Origin of the sequence: Promicromonospora panici, assembly GCF_900608595.1 — a bacterium.
In the GTDB taxonomy this organism is placed as follows: Bacteria; Actinomycetota; Actinomycetes; order Actinomycetales; family Cellulomonadaceae; genus Promicromonospora; species Promicromonospora panici.
The window spans coordinates 243,448-261,100 of record NZ_UWYY01000001.1 but is presented as its reverse complement, the minus strand read 5'-3'; the positions used below and the strand labels follow the sequence as shown (position 1 = coordinate 261,100).

At 69.0% G+C, this 17,653-nt stretch carries 23 protein-coding genes and 3 tRNA genes; 10 read left to right on the top strand and 16 right to left on the bottom strand.

All coding sequences use genetic code 11. The features are described from left to right. Window positions 1-63 precede the first annotated feature (63 nt). Window positions 64-915, top strand: a complete 852-nt coding sequence (locus EW117_RS01195) for a glycerophosphodiester phosphodiesterase (protein WP_129782877.1) — start codon at window positions 64-66, stop codon at window positions 913-915. 52 nt (window positions 916-967) lie between these two features. On the opposite strand, the gene EW117_RS01190 is transcribed toward EW117_RS01195, so the two are convergent. Beyond that, entirely contained in the window at window positions 968-1,579 is a 612-nt protein-coding gene (locus tag EW117_RS01190; protein ID WP_129782876.1) for an antibiotic biosynthesis monooxygenase, read from the bottom strand. 486 nt (window positions 1,580-2,065) lie between these two features. Here EW117_RS01190 and EW117_RS29940 point away from each other — a divergent pair, with 486 nt between their 5' ends. Further along, on the top strand, window positions 2,066-3,394 hold the full coding sequence (locus EW117_RS29940) for a D-alanyl-D-alanine carboxypeptidase family protein (RefSeq protein ID WP_242504002.1): 1,329 nt from the start codon (window positions 2,066-2,068) through the stop codon (window positions 3,392-3,394). A 54-nt stretch (window positions 3,395-3,448) separates the two neighbouring features. Here EW117_RS29940 and EW117_RS01180 read toward each other — a convergent pair whose 3' ends face one another. Then, window positions 3,449-3,793, bottom strand: coding sequence for a metallopeptidase family protein (locus EW117_RS01180; protein WP_165362408.1), 345 nt, complete (start codon window positions 3,791-3,793; stop codon window positions 3,449-3,451). 100 nt (window positions 3,794-3,893) lie between these two features. Here EW117_RS01180 and EW117_RS01175 point away from each other — a divergent pair. The 3 genes from EW117_RS01175 (at window position 3,894) to EW117_RS01165 (ending at window position 4,309) form a co-directional block, all read left to right on the top strand. Beyond that, a tRNA-Glu gene (locus EW117_RS01175) sits at window positions 3,894-3,966 on the top strand. Between the two features lie 144 nt (window positions 3,967-4,110). Beyond that, window positions 4,111-4,184 (top strand) — tRNA-Asp (locus tag EW117_RS01170). A 52-nt stretch (window positions 4,185-4,236) separates the two neighbouring features. Next, a tRNA-Phe gene (locus EW117_RS01165) sits at window positions 4,237-4,309 on the top strand. A gap of 103 nt (window positions 4,310-4,412) precedes the next feature. Here the strand turns inward: EW117_RS01165 and EW117_RS01160 are convergent. From EW117_RS01160 to EW117_RS01105, 12 genes are read right to left on the bottom strand one after another with little or no spacing between them, the layout of a single operon-like run. After that, complete coding sequence (locus EW117_RS01160) at window positions 4,413-5,660, bottom strand: site-specific integrase (protein ID WP_129782874.1); 1,248 nt, start codon at window positions 5,658-5,660, stop codon at window positions 4,413-4,415. Then, window positions 5,657-5,854, bottom strand: coding sequence for a helix-turn-helix domain-containing protein (locus EW117_RS01155; protein WP_165362402.1), 198 nt, complete (start codon window positions 5,852-5,854; stop codon window positions 5,657-5,659). The genes EW117_RS01160 and EW117_RS01155 overlap by 4 nt, the downstream gene beginning before the upstream one ends. 12 nt (window positions 5,855-5,866) lie before the next feature. Further along, on the bottom strand, window positions 5,867-7,498 hold the full coding sequence (locus EW117_RS01150) for a replication initiator (RefSeq protein WP_207211707.1): 1,632 nt from the start codon (window positions 7,496-7,498) through the stop codon (window positions 5,867-5,869). Next, a complete protein-coding gene (locus EW117_RS01145; RefSeq protein WP_129782873.1) occupies window positions 7,498-7,824 on the bottom strand; it encodes a WhiB family transcriptional regulator in 327 nt (108 codons plus the stop codon). Before EW117_RS01145 ends, EW117_RS01150 begins: the two co-directional genes overlap by 1 nt. Continuing rightward, window positions 7,821-8,528 (bottom strand): DUF2637 domain-containing protein, encoded by a 708-nt coding sequence (locus EW117_RS01140; protein WP_129782872.1) that lies wholly within the window; start codon window positions 8,526-8,528, stop codon window positions 7,821-7,823. The genes EW117_RS01145 and EW117_RS01140 overlap by 4 nt, the downstream gene beginning before the upstream one ends. Next, window positions 8,525-10,195, bottom strand: coding sequence for an FtsK/SpoIIIE domain-containing protein (locus EW117_RS01135; protein ID WP_129782871.1), 1,671 nt, complete (start codon window positions 10,193-10,195; stop codon window positions 8,525-8,527). The genes EW117_RS01140 and EW117_RS01135 overlap by 4 nt, the downstream gene beginning before the upstream one ends. Next, the gene (locus EW117_RS01130) at window positions 10,192-10,410 is read right to left on the bottom strand and encodes a hypothetical protein (protein ID WP_129782870.1); all 219 of its coding nucleotides are present in this window, start codon (window positions 10,408-10,410) and stop codon (window positions 10,192-10,194) included. Before EW117_RS01130 ends, EW117_RS01135 begins: the two co-directional genes overlap by 4 nt. Further along, on the bottom strand, window positions 10,410-10,640 hold the full coding sequence (locus tag EW117_RS01125) for a hypothetical protein (protein WP_129782869.1): 231 nt from the start codon (window positions 10,638-10,640) through the stop codon (window positions 10,410-10,412). Before EW117_RS01125 ends, EW117_RS01130 begins: the two co-directional genes overlap by 1 nt. Continuing rightward, entirely contained in the window at window positions 10,640-10,888 is a 249-nt protein-coding gene (locus EW117_RS01120) for a hypothetical protein (protein ID WP_129782868.1), read from the bottom strand. The genes EW117_RS01125 and EW117_RS01120 overlap by 1 nt, the downstream gene beginning before the upstream one ends. After that, window positions 10,888-11,385 carry a hypothetical protein gene (locus tag EW117_RS01115; protein WP_129782867.1) on the bottom strand — a complete coding sequence of 166 codons (498 nt, stop codon included), beginning with the start codon at window positions 11,383-11,385 and terminating at the stop codon, window positions 10,888-10,890. The genes EW117_RS01120 and EW117_RS01115 overlap by 1 nt, the downstream gene beginning before the upstream one ends. A 26-nt stretch (window positions 11,386-11,411) precedes the next feature. Further along, window positions 11,412-11,858, bottom strand: a complete 447-nt coding sequence (locus EW117_RS01110) for a hypothetical protein (RefSeq protein WP_129782866.1) — start codon at window positions 11,856-11,858, stop codon at window positions 11,412-11,414. Next, window positions 11,858-12,241, bottom strand: a complete 384-nt coding sequence (locus EW117_RS01105) for a hypothetical protein (protein ID WP_129782865.1) — start codon at window positions 12,239-12,241, stop codon at window positions 11,858-11,860. The genes EW117_RS01110 and EW117_RS01105 overlap by 1 nt, the downstream gene beginning before the upstream one ends. A 179-nt stretch (window positions 12,242-12,420) precedes the next feature. Between EW117_RS01105 and EW117_RS01100 the strand changes: the two genes are divergently transcribed. The 3 genes from EW117_RS01100 to EW117_RS01090 all read left to right on the top strand — a co-directional run bounded on the left by EW117_RS01100 (window position 12,421) and on the right by EW117_RS01090 (window position 14,400). Beyond that, window positions 12,421-13,251 carry a hypothetical protein gene (locus EW117_RS01100; RefSeq protein ID WP_129782864.1) on the top strand — a complete coding sequence of 277 codons (831 nt, stop codon included), beginning with the start codon at window positions 12,421-12,423 and terminating at the stop codon, window positions 13,249-13,251. Beyond that, the gene (locus EW117_RS01095; RefSeq protein WP_129782863.1) at window positions 13,248-14,072 is read left to right on the top strand and encodes a hypothetical protein; all 825 of its coding nucleotides are present in this window, start codon (window positions 13,248-13,250) and stop codon (window positions 14,070-14,072) included. The genes EW117_RS01100 and EW117_RS01095 overlap by 4 nt, the downstream gene beginning before the upstream one ends. Before the next feature lie 73 nt (window positions 14,073-14,145). Further along, window positions 14,146-14,400 carry a hypothetical protein gene (locus EW117_RS01090; RefSeq protein WP_129782862.1) on the top strand — a complete coding sequence of 85 codons (255 nt, stop codon included), beginning with the start codon at window positions 14,146-14,148 and terminating at the stop codon, window positions 14,398-14,400. A 592-nt stretch (window positions 14,401-14,992) separates the two neighbouring features. Here the strand turns inward: EW117_RS01090 and EW117_RS01085 are convergent. Then, window positions 14,993-15,697, bottom strand: coding sequence for a hypothetical protein (locus tag EW117_RS01085; protein WP_129782861.1), 705 nt, complete (start codon window positions 15,695-15,697; stop codon window positions 14,993-14,995). Between the two features lie 639 nt (window positions 15,698-16,336). Between EW117_RS01085 and EW117_RS01080 the strand changes: the two genes are divergently transcribed. Then, window positions 16,337-16,789, top strand: coding sequence for a phage holin family protein (locus EW117_RS01080; protein WP_129782860.1), 453 nt, complete (start codon window positions 16,337-16,339; stop codon window positions 16,787-16,789). After that, window positions 16,786-17,109 carry a DUF3618 domain-containing protein gene (locus EW117_RS01075; protein WP_129782859.1) on the top strand — a complete coding sequence of 108 codons (324 nt, stop codon included), beginning with the start codon at window positions 16,786-16,788 and terminating at the stop codon, window positions 17,107-17,109. Before EW117_RS01080 ends, EW117_RS01075 begins: the two co-directional genes overlap by 4 nt. A gap of 64 nt (window positions 17,110-17,173) precedes the next feature. Here EW117_RS01075 and EW117_RS01070 read toward each other — a convergent pair whose 3' ends face one another. Further along, entirely contained in the window at window positions 17,174-17,383 is a 210-nt protein-coding gene (locus EW117_RS01070) for a BldC family transcriptional regulator (RefSeq protein WP_108495333.1), read from the bottom strand. Window positions 17,384-17,653: the final 270 nt, after the last annotated feature.

Sequence of the window (17,653 nt, the reverse complement as noted above, 5' to 3'; positions counted from 1 at the left end):
GGTCTGGGAAGGCGTCCGATAGCGGCCTAGCGTGGCTAGTGAACCGCAGACCCGGAGGTCAGCATGGCCGTCGCCCGTCCAGCAGTCATCGCCCATCGCGGCTACTCCGCGGTAGCCCCGCAGAACACGCTCGCCGCCGTCGAGGCCGCGTGCCGCGCGGGCGCCGACGCCGTCGAGATCGATCTCCAGCCCACCGCCGACGGCGTGGGCGCCGTGATCCACGACGAGACCGTCGACGCCACCACCGACGGCACCGGCAAGGTCTCCGCCCTGACGTCGGAGCAGGTGCTCGGACTCGACGCCGGCTCGCGCTTCTCCCCGGCGTTCTCCGGGCAGCACGTCCCCACGCTCGACGACGTGCTGGGTGTGCTCGCCCGGCACCCCGACACCGACCTGCTGCTGGAGCTCAAGGGCTCGTGGAGCACCGCGCAGGTCGAGCGGGTCACGGCGACCATCGCCGCCGCGGGATTCGAGGACCGGGTCCTGGTGCAGAGCTTCTGGCCCGGCACGGTCGCCACTGTCCGCGACGTCGCGCCGCACCTCCCGGGCGGCCTGCTCGTCTCCTTCGACCCGCCCGGCCTGCTGCGCCTGTGCGAGCGCCTGCGGGTCGTCGCGTGCAACCCGTCGGTCGCGACGGTCGCCGGCAGTCCGCGGCTGGTGTCCCGCCTGCACGCCGCCGGCCTGCGCGTCATGTCCTGGACGGCGAACGACCCGGCCGCGTGGACCACCCTGGTCTCCACCGACGACGGCGCGGGCGTCGACGCCGTGATCACCGACCGGCCGGAGCGGCTCAGCGGCTGGCTCGACGGCAGGACCGGCCACCCGGTGGCCCCGCCGGTCCAGGTGCCGGGCCGCGGCGGGATCCGGCTGCGGCGGCGCCGCGCACCGGCTCAGCACGTCGTAGCGGGCGCCTGACCCGGCACGTGACGCTCCTGCGGGAGCGTCACGTGCGGGGTCACGCACGGTTTTACGTGCGGTGCAACCAGCCGTGCAGGCGGCGGGTCACCCAGGGGAGCACCCAGTACGCCATGATCGGCGTCAGGATCAGCGTCGAGATCAGCACCTTGAGCACCAGCGGCACGTCGTCCCAACCGGGCACCAGATAGGTGAACAGGACCGTGAACACCAGGTTCACGGGGAAGAACCCGAGCCAGATGCTGGTCGCCTGCTTCCACCGGGGCGGCACCACGACTGCGGCGACGTCGGCCGGCTCGTCGGTCCGCGCCGGGTCGTCGAACCAGCCCTCGATGCCCGTCCGCTGCTGGTAGCGCAGCTCCTCGACGAGGCCGGTGCCCCGCGCCAGCCAGTCGCGGCGCTCGGCGGACTGCTCCCAGGCGGCGAGCCGGTCGGCATCGGCAAACCGGTAGAGCATGTGCCAGTCGCGGGACCCCTCGGCGGCGCGGATCCAGCCCGAGCCGAGGAAGCCGTCCCACCGGTTGGCGAGGTTGACGCCCGACTGCACCCAGCGGGTGACCTCGGGAACATGGTCGGGGTTGACGACGCGGTGGATGGACACGGTCACGGGTTGTCCGGCGGGGGTGGGCACGGATCCGTTCGCGGCCTGATCGTGATGGGCCATGCCCGAAGTCTCACGCATGGCCCGCCGCCCCTCAATGTGAACGTGAACACCCGAGTGTGAACGCGAACACCCCGGGTTGTCGGCCCTTCACTTCTGCACCACCGTCTCCACCCACCTTTTGTGAGGCACGCCTCCGCGCAGGGGGTTACATAACTCTTGGACGGGCGTCCAGCATTGAATGCTGCCGCATGGAGCCACCCCCTTGACCTTCGGGCCGGGCTCCACGCGGCAGTGCCACGACCCCCGCGACACGTCGCGCTCAGTGGCCAGACCGCAGCCGGAGCATGCGTCGCCGTCCACCCCGAGGGAGAACAGCCCCTCACGGTGCCGCCCGTGCCCCGCCGCAGAACGGAAGCTCAGCGTGCCCCAGACGCCGAACCCCGTCGCGCCCAGCACGGCGCGCCTTGTCCCTGCCCCCGAGTGTCGGGAGCGCTCTTGACGCGCGGCAGCCACGCTCTCGTCCCCCGTCGTACGCGACGCCCGGGCGTGCGCGGAGCGCATGCGATCGTCGCAGAGCACTCCCCCCACCCCCTGGTGCGCCGCTCGTCCTTCGCGATAGCCGCAGCGCTGGCCTCGGTCGCGCTGACGACCACGGCGGCGGTCAGCATGACCGCGACCGGTGGCACCACCGCCGGCTCCCCAGGCACCGGCGCGGCCGCCGAGCCGGCCACCCTGCCCGGCGCCGTCGTCCTCGAGCCCCAGATGCGGTCGGCCTCGGAGAAGGCGGACGCCGTCCTGACGGACGCCGTCTACGTCACCCGCGAGGGCGACCTCTCCGCCAAGGAGCGCAAGCGCGTCCGAGCAGCCGCGCAGAACCTGCGAACCCTGGTGGACCAGGCCCGTGAGACGAACGGCACGACGGCCGGGATCCGGCCGGCCGCTGCTGCCTCACGGAACACCGACCGCGCGCCGCTCGGCCAGCCGGGGGCCGACGGCTCGACCGCGGTCGCCGACGCGACCGCCGACGGCGGAGTCCCCGCAGCCGCAGTGGACGTCACCGCACCGACCAACCTGGCCGGCACGACCGTTGGGCTCGCCCCGCTCAGCGAGCAGGGGACCGTCGGCCTTCCCGTCCTCGACACGCCACTCGCGGAGGCGGTCGACGAGGCCGCCGCCGCGCGGGAAGCAGCGGACGCCGAGGACACGAAGGCACCTGCCGCCACGGGTGCACCGTCGGCCGGCCGCATCGAGAAGGTGACGACGTCGCTCCAGCGGCTCATCACCAAGGCCGACGGCGACGCCGTCGTCTCGGTCAAGGCGGGTCCGACGCCCGAGGAGATCGCCGCCGCGAAGAAGGCTGCGGAGGAGCGGCGCGCCGCCCGTGCGGCTCGCTCCGCGGAGCGCAAGGCCGCCCAGGCCAGGCAGGAGGCCGCCGCCCGAGCCGCAGAGGCGAAGGCGATGGCCGAGGCCGCGAAGGGCTACGGCAACGGTCAGATCCCGTCGAGCGTGCTCTGCGGGCTGAGCTTCTCGAGCGAGCAGCTGCGGTGCGACGCTGCGATGGCCCTCGAGGACCTGAACGGCGCATTTCGTGCGACGTTCGGCCGCAGTCTGGACGTGGTCGACGGCTACCGCTCCTACGCGGACCAGGTTTCAGTCGCCGCTTCCCGAGGTGCGCTGGCCGCTGTGCCCGGCACGTCGAACCACGGCTGGGGCCAGGCGATCGACCTGTCCGGCGGCCTCCAGTCGTTCGGCACCGCCGAGTACAACTGGATGAGCGCCCATGCGGGGAAGTACGGCTGGAAGCATCCAGGTTGGGCCGAACCTGGCGGCAGCAAGCCGGAACCCTGGCACTGGGAGTACGGCACCTCGTACTGACCCACGTGCCACCGAGCCGGCCCCGCGAAGCAGCGCTCCGCGGGGCCGGCTCCGTCATGCCCAGCCGAGCTCGTGCAGCCGGTCGTCGTCGATCCCGAAGTGGTGGGCGATCTCGTGGACCACGGTCACGGCCACCTCCTCGACGACGTCGTCACGGGTGTCACAGATCGCGAGCGTCGGGTTCCGGAAGATGGTGATCCGGTCCGGCAGTGCCCCAGCCGCCCACATGTGGTCGCGCTCGGTGAGGGGCACGCCCTCGTAGAGCCCCAGCAGCTCGGGGTCCTCGGTGGGGGCGTCGTCCTCGACGAGCACCACCACGTTGTCCATCTGCGCCGCGAGGTCGGCCGGAACGAGGTCCAGTCCCTCGCTGACAGCCATCTCGAAGTCCTCGCGCGTCATCTCCACCACGCACCCATCATCCCCGACCCGGGCCGGCCGGAGACCGCCAGGTGGACCGTGCAGCGGGGCCGCCGAGTATCTGTAGACTTGCCAGGTCCCAGCCCCCATCGTCTAGCGGCCTAGGACCCCGCCCTTTCACGGCGGTAGCACGGGTTCGAATCCCGTTGGGGGTACGAAGGGGCTCGCCAGAGCCATGTTTCGACTGTTGTGAGGCAGGTCATCCAGCAGGAGTCCGAATCTGATTTCAGATTCGGGCCCGCGGTGGGTTAAGATCCTCACGGTTCGAAACGAGCCCCCCGGTCGCGGGTAGCGTCCAAGGCCCTGTAGCGCAGCTGGTTAGCGCGCCGCCCTGTCACGGCGGAGGTCGCGGGTTCAAGTCCCGTCAGGGTCGCGCGAGAGGCGCCCGGGTTGTCGGTCTCGACTATCCCGGGCGTTCGCGCTAGGGCTCTGTAGCTCAGTTGGTAGAGCGTTCGACTGAAAATCGAAAGGTCACCGGATCGACGCCGGTCGGAGCCACAGCGAAAAACCCCCGGAACCGTTCAGGTCCGGGGGTTCTTCATTTGCTCCGATCAATCCGCCGAGATGACCGGTTAGTGAATGAGTTAGCGAACAGCGCCACTCACCCAGCCTCACTACGGCCCAGTTCGTTCGCGCCGAAGAGCGGTTCCATGTACCAGTCCCCCGCGAAGCCCTCTGGGGCGAAGACGCGGTCCATCGCAGTAGCCGCCGTCTGAATCACCGGCCGCAGCTCATGCCGGTACACCAGTTCCGTGATGGCCGTGCCGCTGTGCCCCGCCAGCCGAGAAATCTCTTCGATGGCAACACCAGAAGCCGACAGTACAGAGATGCACGTGTGCCGCAGGTCTCGCGGAGTCCACTCGTCCGGATCGATCCCAGGCACCCGCGCCAATGCTCGACGGAAGTCACGAGCCACGTTCCGGGCGTTCATCTCCGTACCATTCTTCGTCCCGAACACCAGACCGGTCGGGTCCCAACGCTTTCCCGCCTTGGCCGCCCGCGCCACCTGCCTTTCCCGGTGACGACGCAGCACCTGGACCACGCCCACGGGCAGCCCGAGTGTTCGGCGAGAGAGCTTCGTCTTGGTGTCACCGCCCTCCCGAACCGAACGCCAGACCATGACGCTCGGCGGCACCGGCGGAAACGCTTCGGGGTCGCCGTCCAGATCAACCCGATCCCACCGCAGCGCCCGGACCTCCTCCGTGCGGGCACCGGTCAGGACGGAAACCACGATGTACGCGTGCATCGGATCCGGCTTGGTCAGCGTGAGGACGTCCTCTACCTGTTCGATCGTGAGCGACCGCGACGCCCGACCTTTTCGGCCCTCGGGCACGGCGACGAGCTCGACCACGTTGCGATGTACAAGGCCCCGGGCGTAAGCACGTTTGACCGATCGATTCAGGCACGAGTGCAGGTCCTTAAGGCTGGAGTTTCCTAGCGAGCCTGTCAGGCTGTGCAGCCACTTCTCCACCTCCTGGGCTGTCAGATCCTTCAACTTCCGACCGCCGAGAACCGGCAACAGGTGCCGATTGCAGATGAAGCGGTATCCCTTCCATGTGCTGTCGCCAGCCTTGCCCTGGCCATAGGTAAGCCAGTCCGTCACCGCATCCTTCACGGTGTAGCGGTCGGAGCCCGCAACCAGCCCAGCCTCATGCGCCTTGACCTTCTTGCGCATGCTCTCGACGGCAGCCGTCTCCTTCTTGGCAATACCGGTCTTCACGATGGCCTTGCCGCGACCGTCGTAGCCGACCGTCTTCTGAGCGACATAGCGTTGACGCCGCTCATCCCAGAACACCGTGCCCTCACCGTGCGGGAGCTTCACCTTGGCCGTGCGCTCTACCTCCGTCATGCCGCACCACCCATCGCCGCATCCACGTACTCGCGCAGGGCGTTGACCGGGACCAGCCGACGACGGCCGACCTTGATTGAGCGCACCTGCTCCGAACGAATCAGCTCGTAGAGCCCGGCCCGCGACAAGCACAGCGCCGAGGCGGCTTCATCGACCGTGTACACCAGCCGTTCCACTACTTCCTGCGATTCCATCTCCCACCCCTCCTAAGCCGCCACGGTGGCGGTTGCCGAACGGTTATCCACAGGCCCGGGTGATCCCGGTGGGGCCAGGCCGAGGATGTGTTTCGCCGCGTCGTACTGCCCACGTCGGCGCAGGTGTTCTTGCAGGCTGGAGGCGATCACAGCCGCGTAGGTGAACGAGCCCGCTTCGGGTTCGCGCCAGACGTAGCGGGCGTGCCCGTCGCTGGTCTCCTGCGTGGTCGAGAGCCGGTCGGCGTCGTCGTGCTCGATACCCGCAGCTTCCAGGGCCTGGCGGACGACGGCGGCCCGGTCGGCGCGGTGCTGAGTGAGGGTCTTGCCCGACCACCCACGGGACACCAGGACGCGACGACCGCCCAGGCCGAGGTTTTCCCGGTCGTGCGCCGGGGACAGGCACTTGCCGGGCTTCATGCCGGGCGTGGGGTGCTTGGGCTGGACCCCGTAGCGCAGCCAGTTCGCGCAGTCGGGCCCGCAGGGCAGCACCTTGACCTGGGCGTGCAGCCGGTCCACGTGACGCTCGTAGGCGACCCGGTGAGCGGTGTCGGCCGCGTCGTCGTCACCGGCCGCGTAGGTGCCTGCGATGGACTTGGTCAGGTACTTGCACAGGTACCGCACCGCCCGGTCAGAGTCCGGAGTGCCACCCAGCAGGCCCTTGATGTCCACCTGCTTGCCGAGCCGGACGACGTGCGCCGGGTGCTTGATGTCGGTGGTGGCTTCCTTCCACGTCGTCAGCGCGTCGCCCGTGGTCGGGTCGAGGTAGCTCGAGGTCTCCTCATCCCACACGGGCGCGTCGGTGTGCTCGCCGTAGACGACATCGGCGTCGGTGCACGGCGGCCACCAGGCGGCGAAGTAGGTAGCGGCGGCGACCTGCTGCACGACGGCGCGCGGGATGGTGCCCCGGATGGCGGCGTGCAGGTGCGGCGCAAGGCGCTTCTGAGGCTCGACGGCGGCGAAGTACTGGACCGTGTAGCCCGCGCAGCGGCGCAGGTTCTGCATGAACCGGTCCACGACCCGGGAGAACATCAGCGCATCCAGGGCAGCCTTGCGGTAGTCGTAGGCGCGGGGGTTGACCGGTACCCCGGTGGACTCCCACTTGCCGTCCGCGCGACGTCGACGGCCGATGTCGCCGTATGAGCCGAGGGTCAGGGTGAGGAACATCGAGGGGCGGAACGTGCGGCCGGTCTTGGGGTCGGTGAAGGTGCGCCCGAGGGTGCCGCTGCTCATCTGCTGTGTGGGCAGGTTGGGGATGCCCTCCAGCCGACGAGTGGAGCGCGAGACCCGCTCAGGAGCCGGACCGTCATCCTCCTTCTCGTCGTCGTCCTCGTCGGGCACCGGAGCCGGGGCCGGGGGCAGTTCGGGTTCGTCGTCGCGGTGCCAGCCCTCGCGGCACTGGTGCATCCGCAGACGACGGGCCTTGTCGGCGCAGGGCTTGCACTTGCTCTCACGGGTGGAGCCGCACGGGATCGGCACCATGTGCGTGACGCCGGTCTCGCGGTCGAACACGGACCGCACCACGGGGGAGGTGCAGACCCCGTTTGCCTCAGCAGCAGCACGGGCGAGGTCGCGCGCAGCACGAGCTGCATCATCGACGGCGAGCCCGGTGGTGTGGGTGTCGAGGTCGGTGCGGAAAGTGACCATCAGGCAGCAACCTCCAGGCCAGGCAGATCGAACGTTCCCTGTACCGGCAGGCCGGTGGTCGGGGTTTCGTCGACGAAATCGGACAGTTCTTCGAACAGGTCGGACGTGGACACCTCGCGCCACATCGTGAGGTCGGCACCCGCCCAGAAACCGGCCGTGGTCTCCTTCCTGACGGCCTCCCGAGCGCACGCAGCGGCGACCGGGCAGGAGGCGCACACGCGGAGCATCTGGGCCTGTGCGGAGGCCGAGGGGTTCTCACTGATCCACGGCAGGCCGACATTCACAGGGAGGGCGCAGGCAGCGCCGGTCAGGCGGGCGGTGCTCATGCCATCACCCCCGGCAGGTCGAGGCCCGGCAGAGTGTTCTGCATGGCCATGGGCGAGACCCGGGTACGGGGCGAGCGCGAGGAGGAGCGGACCGGGCCGAGGACCGGCGCCGACGACGAGGCGGGCGATTCGGCCGGCGGCGCAGGCGATTCGGCCGGCGTGGGCTCCGACACGACGGCGGGAGCCTCGATTGCGGGCACGGGCTCAGCGGCAGCCACCTCAGCGGCCTCAGTGACGGGCAAGGTCAGCGACTCCGGTGCAGCGGCCGGAGCCCGGTTGTCGGCCACCACGAGGGAGGCCAGGGCGTGAGTCGAGGTCAGCACCGACAGCGGGGCCAGAGCCACCAGGACGACGCCGACGAGGACCTTGACGGCCGGGCCGACGTCGTAGGCGTGGGCAGCGTTCGCGCCGATCGACACGACGGTGAACCCGAACATCAGGAACCAGGCCCACGCCGAGGACCGGCCACGAGCACGCAGCACGAGGGCCACCAGGCCGTAGACGAGCACTGAGGCATCGATGACGACCGGGACAAGGAACGCCAGGGACTCCGGCACCCGACCCCACAGCGCGGCGTCCCGCAGGGACGAGAACGACAAGGCGAACGACGCCAGCGCGACGGCGACGGTCAGGGCGACGGTGAAGACGAGCACGGGCCGGGAGTCGGCGGCGATCCGGGCCATGGGCCCCGCGGTGCTGTTCATGGTGAGACCTCCTCAGTGGATGCGGCCGGAGCGGCCGGACGGGGCGAGCGCGGTGCGCGAGGGGCACGAGGCTTGCGGGGCTTGCGCTGACGCGGGGTGGGGTTGTCGCTGGCCTTGCTCTGTCCGTTGTCGTTGGGCACGGCAGCATCGACGGCGTGCAGGCGTCGGCCAGCGTTCGTCCACGCGGCAACCGCGTCGGCGTCGGACGGGGGGAGCGAGCCGGAGGGAGCCCGGGCCGGGCGGGGTGCGGCGAACCGGAGGGCAACCTCACGGATGAGGTCGTCGGGCCAGTAGTCGAACCGCATGAGTTCGGGTGAGCCGTCCTCGCGGACGAGGTAGGCGGTGCCCGGGTCGGTCTCCAGGATCGTGTGCGCCGGAGCGAGGGCCATCGCGGGGCCGAGGACCATGTCAGTCTCGATCTCCGAGTCGAGGCGCAGGGCGATCTTCGTCGGGTAGAGGTTGCGCTGTCCCACGGCCTCCTGACGGGGGTTCTGCACACAGGAGACGACGATGACGCCGAGGGCGCGGCCCTGGGTGAGCAGCTTCGACATCAGCCGGTCGGCCTCGCGCCGGGTCTCGAAGTCGGAGTACGCCATGAGGTCGGCCAACTCGTCGACGACCAGGACGTGCAGCGGGTCGCCCGGGGTGGGCTCATGCAGGCGGGACTTGCCCCGCATGGCCTCCTTGCGGCGGTCCATGATGGCGACGAGTTCACGCAGCACCCTCAGGGCGTCGGTGGACTCGTAGGCGATGCGGGTGAACAGCGCGCGGCCCATCTCCAGTTCGATGCCGCCCTTGAGGTCCAGCCCGGAGAACTCCACCAGGCCGGTGTGTGCGGCCGGGGCGAGGCCTCCGACGACGGACCACAGGACCGAGCCCTTGCCCGCGCCCGTGGCACCGACGACGAGCGTGTGTGTGCCCCGGACCTTGAGGCGGGCAACCTTCCCGGAGCGGGTACGGCCCACAGCCAGACCATCGGGCGTCGCCATCTCCAGACGCGGCGAGGCAGCCGTAGCCGGGGCGATGCGGTCCGTGGTGAACAGGCCCAGGTCGAGGACCCCGGGCTTGACGGTCGTGGTCGAGAACCCGTGTGCCTTGTAGGTCGTGGTGATCGCCGGGGCAGCCCGGTACAGGGTCTCCAGGGTCTGACCCGGCATGGTGTGGATGCGCAGGACGGTCGCACCGGTCTCGTACCGGATCTTCGACAGCTTCGGCACGATGACCTCGCCGCCAACCTGCCGCTCACCGATCCCGCAGGCAGCGGCGACCTTCGGCCAGGAAGCGGCCATCTTGCGGCCGTGCATCCGCACCAGGTACCCGTGCGGGGTGATCGCGGCCCACATTCCGTGCACGAGGCCCGGGGACAGGAGCACCAGCGCCAGGAGCACCGGCCCGGTGGTCAGGTCCCCGGGGACCTCGGCGAGGGTGAGGATGCCCCACCACCCGAACGCGACGACTGCCACGAGCACGGTGAACAGGGCGTGCGTGGCCATCCACACGGTCAGGCCACGGATGAACATCCACGTGCGGTAAGCGATCCAGGCCAGCACACGCCAGGTGCGGCCGGACCACCCGGGGCGCCCCACGGTGGAGGCGCGAACAGCGGCACGAGCCGAGGCGATCCGGGTAGCCAGAGCGGCCCGCAGGCCGGTGAGCGTGGTGTTCATCCCTGCATCCCTTCGATGTGGTCCGACTCGACGACGGCCATGTGCATCGACATCTCGATTGCCTCGCGGGCTTTCTGGATGTCGGGTGTGGCGGGGCCTTCGCCGAGGATGTTCGCGGCGAGTCGCAGGTCGTCGTCCGCGTTACCGAGATGCCGCATGACCTGCTCCAACTCGCGCAGCCGACGACGGTCCGTCGCGTCCAGTTCGCGTCCCATCAGCGCTCTCCGGGCTTGTCGGCGGCGTCGCGGTAGGCGTCCTGAGCCGTCGCGGTCGCCTCGTTGATCGCCCGAGCGGCGACGCGCAGAGCCTCGGCCAGCGTCTCCAGGCCGTTCTCTCCTGCCCACTTCTGCATGAACCGCACCATCTCGTGCGTCTCTTCGAGGTCCTGGCCCATCCGCGAGAGCGGGCCCGTCGTGTCCTTCTCGGTGTTCCGTCGTCCAAACATCAGCGCTCTCCTTCGCTCTCAGCGATCCACCGGCGGCGGACCTCTTCTCGTGCGGCCCGGATCCGGACCGTCAGGGCGTTCAGCTCTTCCAGCGCCGGGTCATGCGCGTTGGTCACGTTGCTCAGGTCCTCCAGTGGCTGAACGGCCTTGATGACGCTCACGTCTGCTTCCCGCAGCCCCCAGACCGCTGCTTCCAGCGCCGCGACCGCGCGCTTGTTGACCTGCCGGGTTGTCTCGTCCAGTGCCATCAGCGCTCTCCGTTTCGCTCAGCGGCCAGCCGCGCCCGCAGGTCGAACCCGGCATCGGCGGCGGTGACCCACGCGAGGTTCACGGCGTCGGCCAGGTCGTTGTGCAGCGTGGTCTCTTCCTGTACGGCGTCCATGGCCATCGCGGCCTGGCGCAGTTGGTCCGTGCCGCGCTCAGCGGTGCGAGCAGCCGTCTCCAGTGCTTCGATGACTCGGCGGTTGACGCGCCGGGTAGTGCGTGTGCGTGGCATCAGTGCTTCTCCGTTCCATCCCTCACCCGTGCGGGCGATCCAGAGCAGTCCGAGGAAGACCGGCACGCTCACACTTGCGCCGGTCAGGAACGCGACGACCCCCGCGAGGATCAGCCAGGCCGCGTCAGCCCCCAGCCCGATCCCGAAGGCGGCAAGACCGAGACCGGTCAGGCACCACAGGAACCGGGACGCGTGGAGCAGGGCCCAACGGGCCGTGCCCGAGGGGGCGGGAACCGAAGCCCCCGCCACCCCCGATGCATGACGCGGCCGGTTCATCACGCAGACGCCTTCACGGGCTCGTCGGCCGACTCGTCGTCGGTGTCGCTGCCGTCACCGAACAGCGGGACCGACTCCCACCCGTCCCGGGCACCCGGGCCCGTGGGCGTGGGGTGGTCGGCCAGGTCCTCGAACGCGAGCACCCGAGCCCAGACCAGGGACTCACCGGGCGCACTGGTGACCCAGCCCGACCAGTACCGGCGCAACTTGCGAGGCGAGCCGGGAACTACGGCCTGCTCCTCCGGGGTCAGGTCGAGCCGAGCCGCGACGCGCTCTGCACCTGCGAAGTCCTCCGCGTGCACGGTGACCTCGACCACCGGGATGCTCGGTGAGTAGCCCTCCGGGAAGATCCAGCCCGAGTGAAGATCCACGCTCAGGGCCTCGATCGTCCACAGGCCGTCCAGGACGATGATCCCGGCTACGAGGTTGCCCACCGGCGCGGTCATCAGGCAGCCGCCTTCTGAGCCGCAGTGTCGGCCATCTGCGCGATAGCAGCGGCCTCCCACGAGGTCGTCAGGCCACCGCTACGGCGGTCCACCCGGACCGAGGCCACCAGGTCCTCGAACTGGATCGGCGTGAACAGCGACGGCGCGGGCATCTGCATGGCCGGGACCGTCACCTTGACCGACTCCGTGGAGACACGGCCCCAGGACTCGGACTGGTACACGACCTCCACGCCCCACAGCGGGAGACCCGTGTTCTCCTGCCGGGCCTGGTTGTCACCCGGACGGCGCTTGCCCTCGGCCGTCTCGACCCACTCCATGACCGGCTCCACGACACCGGTCGCCACCATCTGCTGTCGGTTGCTGTCTACAGCGAACGTCGCCATCTCTACATCTCCTGTGTTTATGGGCCTAAACATGTCGCCCGCGTCTCGACCCCTTCGAGTTGAGGGGTCTAAACACGAAGGTAGGTCACAGTCGGCCGTTGCGTCAAGGGGTCTAAACTCGACAGCGTGCAACTTACGCACGGATCCGTGTCTAACTCGACGAACAGTGAGCCCAACCCATGGACGTGAGCCGCGACGAGTTCGAGGCCTTGCGGGCGGATGCTGATCCCATCCGTCAGGCCCGACGCGCCACGGAACTTCTGGTGATCTACGGCCAGCGAACGACCGAACTCGCACGGCTGCGCAGAGCCGCGATAGACCGCGCCCACGACGAACTCGGCATGTCGTACACCGAGGTCGCGAGCAAGGTTGGCATCACCAAGGGCAGGGTCACGCAGCTTCGGAAGACCGCGCCACCCGTCGAGCGTGCGTTCTTCGGTGTAGGCCCAGTCACGGTCGGTATCCCGCTACGAGCGATCGGGGACCGCGCGCACGCCGTCATTGCATCTGAGGACGACGTCGCCGCCGAACGTCTCACGGGCATCCTCGAATCGCTCAGCCTCGCCGCCGAACGATTCCAGATCCCACCAACTGGCGAGTGGGACCCACCAGCCGACGCCGTGGCAATCTGTGGGCCCAAGTCGTCTCACGTCACAGCGGAAGCCATCAAGGCCGACCCCTACCTCTCGTTCGAGCCGGACGAGGATGGACGCTGGGTCATCACCGACCGGGACACCGGGGACGTGTTCGTCTCTCCCGCAGACACAGGTGACCCGACTCAGGACATCGCCTACATCGCCCGGCTCAATCGGCACAGCAGGGTGCTTCTCATCGTCGCGGGTGTCCACGCCCTCGGATCAGTAGGTGCCGTGGAGTACCTGCGTCGGCACCTGGCCGAAACCTACGCAGCTGTGGGTGATGCTCCGTTCTCGCTCGTCGTCACGAGCACATTCGACGGAACTGCCGTCAAAGGCACCGAGGCTCTGTGGGGCCCGAGGGTGCATGCATGACGATCCACGTCGCGACGCTAGCCGGAGGACGCAACAACCAGGACCGCTACACAGCCGGTGAAGGTTTCGCCGCTGTGCTCGACGGCGCAACATCTGTCGCTGGCGACCGGTCCCACGACCCCGGCTGGTACGCCGAACAACTCGCGCATGCCATCGGTGAAGCGGTACAGGACGGTGACGCCCTCGCCGACGTGGTTGCCAACGCGATCCGCGTCGTGCGTGATGCCCACGGCCTGACCTGGGACAGCACACCAACAAGCACAGTCGCTCTCGCACGATGGTCCGATGACGTTGTCGAGACGTACGTCCTGGGCGACAGCTACGCCGTCATCTTCCACGTCGACGGCACCGAAACAGTTCACACGGACGATCGCCTGGACAGTGTTGGGGTTGCCGCACGAGCCGCATACCGGAGACGGCTAGCCACCGGACATGGATACGACGACGAGCACCGCGCAATCCTCCTCGAACTCCAAGCCGAACAGGCTCGCCGCGTCAACCGGTCGGGTGGCTACTGGATTGCTGGAGCACAACCCGAAGCCGCCCACCACGGCATCACGACCACCGAAGAACGGACGGCAGTCTCAGCGCTCCTACTCGCGAGCGACGGTGTCGACCCCGAACGACACCCCGAAGCCACCGTTTGGCGCGACCTCTACGACGAAGCCACCGAGCACGGCCCTGGACAGGTACTTCACCGGATCCACGTGGCCGAAGAATCTGATCACGAAGGCCGACGTTGGCCGCGCTCGAAGCCGCACGACGACAAGACCATCATCGCTGTAGATCTCGACCGTTCTACTCGGCCACGCCCCGCGTGAGAACGTGTGGAGGTCGCGTGCTGGCTGGTGCCTGGGGTCGCCGCCGCGATGCGCCGGGCGCACAATCAGTCCCATGAACCTCACCTATCAGCAGATCTTGGACGAGGTCGAAGCCTCGAACAAGGCGCTCATCGAACTTGAGCGTGCGCGCGGGGCCGACACGGACAGCGGTTTGCCCATCGTCTACAGCCAAGGTGATGTGGAACTCGGCAGGGCGATCGTGCGCCACCAAGAGGCGCTGAACGCCAGCTGGCGGGCACTTGGCCTTCCGGAGCAGAGGCTGCTGGACCCGGAGACTCTGCTTCCGATTCCCGAGGCGGACCGCTGAGTCCGACTGAGGCACTGCCGAATTGACCTCTACAAGATCAAGGCGCGCCTGACGGCGCGCGGGCCCGCGCCTCCGGCGGGGCCCCGCGATGGGGACCCCCGCGCGGCGGGCCTGGCGGCCCTTGCGCCACCCCCACCGCACCCCACCTCCAGCGCGAGCCCACATACGACAGACCCGGTGGGCCGTGCCCACGCAGGTGCCCACATGGCGAATCGCGGGGCCTCGTAATGCCTGATCAGGCGTGGTGTCCGGAGGGGGACTTGAACCCCCTACCCGGATAGGCAGTTTCCAGCGCCTCCGGCGGGCACCGCAGGAATCAAGAGGATCGAGGGAACGCGGCGCCCCTGGTCCTCCGTCATCCATTGGCTTCACCGGGACCCTGACACCGAACCCGCCGGCAGTGCAACAGGTCCCGCCGACCACGAGCACCACCGCACCTCGAGCTGCACGAGCGGGACCTGTTGCACTGCCGGCAGAACCGATGTCCGAGACGTGCCCCGCGCCAACGGATGACGGAGGACCAGGGACCCCGAGCCGGGAGTATGGCCGGGTTACAGACCCGCTCGGAGCCGGCTGGTCCTGGTGAGAGGCCTCACGAGGCTCTGGCCGGTGGCAGCGTCCCGGCCCAGACCCGGAGGTCCCGCTGTGCGGTCTCAAGCCGGCCGCGCAGCACCGAGAACTCCGCGTCCTCGAAGTCCTCGCCGGAGTGCAGGTACTCGTGCCGCGCCCGGTCCGCGGCGGCGATCCGCCAGAGGTGTTCGGTGAGCAGCCGCTGCTCGCCGGCCGAGCTCTTCCCGGCCCGGGCGATGAGGCGCACGACGAGCTTGTCAGCGCCGAGCCGGGCGCTCCCCAGCACTCCGGGCGCCTCGAACTGCTCGAACTGCCGGACCGCTCGTTGTGCTCGTCTGTCGAACGGTATGACGAACGCCAGCGCGATCGCCACGTAGACCCCCGCTGGCACCGCGACGTTCGTCCAAGGATCCCTCGTCAGGTCTCCCGGTCGGCTCGCCCACGACCAGACGGCGAACAGGACGGCCGGCCATGCGCAGAGCAGCAAGTTGGCCACGCGGGACCGCCGCAGGAGGAGCCGGGCCGTCCGCGTCATCCCGGCGAGCTGCGTCCGGATCCGTTCGACCTCCGAAGGGTCGGTGGCAGGGTCGATCACGACCACCGACCGCCGGACGACGGCTGACCGTCCCTCTTCCAGGAATGGAACGAGCACCGAACCCGACCTGCCGATGATCCACGCGAGTCCCAGAAAAAGACCGGGCATCGGAGCCAGCCAGACGTTCTGCACGAACCAGAGGTTAGCGCCCGGACAGCCGGTCCACGGACACGCCCGACCACGCCTAGAGTCAGGGAATGTTTCCCTGGCTCGAGAGGGTGACAGCCCGTTCGAACCGGGCCGAGGTCCGGAGGGCGTCTCCTCGCACGTGAGACGCCCTCACGCCTTCTCCGGCAACGACCCCATGGTTAGCGAACCAGTTAGTGGTTGCCCGGCAGCACCGGCTTCCGCGCACCGTCGTCGGTGGACGCTCGATCCGCTCAACCACTGGGCTCCGGACCCGTCACGGAGCGTCTAGAGCGCCTGAAAATCGAAAGGTCACCGGATCGACGCCGGTCGGAGCCACAGCCAAGGATCGCAGGATCCAGCGATCTCGATGGGCCGCACCTCTTCGGAGGTGCGGCCCATCGGTATTTCCGGGGTCGCGGAGCCGGGTCTCGGATCGCTCGCAGGAACCGCGACTTCTCAGCCCCTGTGAACATCACCCTCAGCCGCCTCCAAGGCAATTCGTTCCACTATTTGCGGATTGCCGCATGCTCTTCTTCAAGCCCTTTCCTCGAAGCCACGCCGCGCCAGGAATTGCCCCATGCGCTCTTGACCTGTTGAGTTGTCTTCAGCGGCAGATGCCGAAACCGGGGCACGGGAGGGCAGATGATCGAGGACGTGAAGGCCGACAGCCACACGGGGGCTGCGAGCGGCGCCCCGGCGGGCGCACCGGAGCCGGACAAGCCCGCCTCGCTGGGGAAGCTCGTCGAGCAGATCTCGGAGCAGGCGTCCCGGCTCGTGCGCGCGGAGATCGCGCTCGCCAAGGCCGAGCTCACCGAAAAGGCCACGAAGTCCGGGATCGGCATCGGGCTGCTCGTCTTCGCGCTCCTGATCCTCGTCTACGCCGTCGGCGTGCTGCTCCTGGCCGCCGTGTACGGCCTGGGCACCGTGTGGCCGCTCTGGCTGTCCGCGCTCGCCATCGGCGGCTTCATGCTGCTCGTGACGACCGTCCTCGCGCTCGTCGGCGTGCAGCTGCTGAAGAAGGCCGCCACCAAGCCCGAGAGCGTCCAGCGCGTGAAGGACGACATCGCGTCGATCAAGGAGGGGATGCACCGATGAGCACTCCGACCAAGCCGCCCGGCAACGGCGAGCTCCAGGCCGAGGTTCTCCGCACCCGGGCGGACCTCGCAGCGGCCATCGACGAGCTGACGACCCGCCTGAGCCCTGGCTACCAGGCGTCCCGCATCGCACACGACGCCAAGCAGGCGGCGAGCGATGCCGGCGCCATGGTCAGCGGATCCTTCGACAACAAGAATGGCCCGGCGCAAGATCCGCGCCGGGCCCGCAACGCCAAGGTTCTGATAGGAGCCACGCTCGGTCTAGTCGTCCTCGGTACGGCGGTTGCCGTCACCGCTGTGCTCAGGCGCGCGCGGGGCTGAGCTGGGGGGCAGCACCCGGCGCGCCTTCGTCCTACCTGCCGACCAATCCGTCAACGACGTCCGACTAGTTGTCAGAGTCGCCCGAGCTGTCCGCTGCCGCACCGAGCAGCGCCCGAACCTCGGACTCCTTGTAGCGGCGGTGACCGCCAAGTGTCCGGATCGACGAGAGCTTTCCCGCTTTTGCCCAACGCGTTACTGTCTTTGGGTCAACACGGAACAAGCTCGCTACCTCGGCAGGCGTGAGCAGGACCTCGGATTCTCCGTGGATGGACATCCCCGCACCTCCTCCGGAACGGTGCCGGCCTGGCCGTACCAGGCGGTTGACGACACCCGCTCTTGCACCATTGTTAGCAGCAAACGGGATTTAGGCGACTTGGGGACGCGGTTTATTTCCTCACCTTCTCCGCCGCTCGCCACGCGCGCCCGTTTCGGGCGAGTCTCGGACACGTGCGACACGCCGACACGGCTATCCGGTACGACTTCACCCGCGGGCGCCGGTTGTCACCCCGATGCGCGCGAGCGACATCCGTCCGTCAGCCAGGAG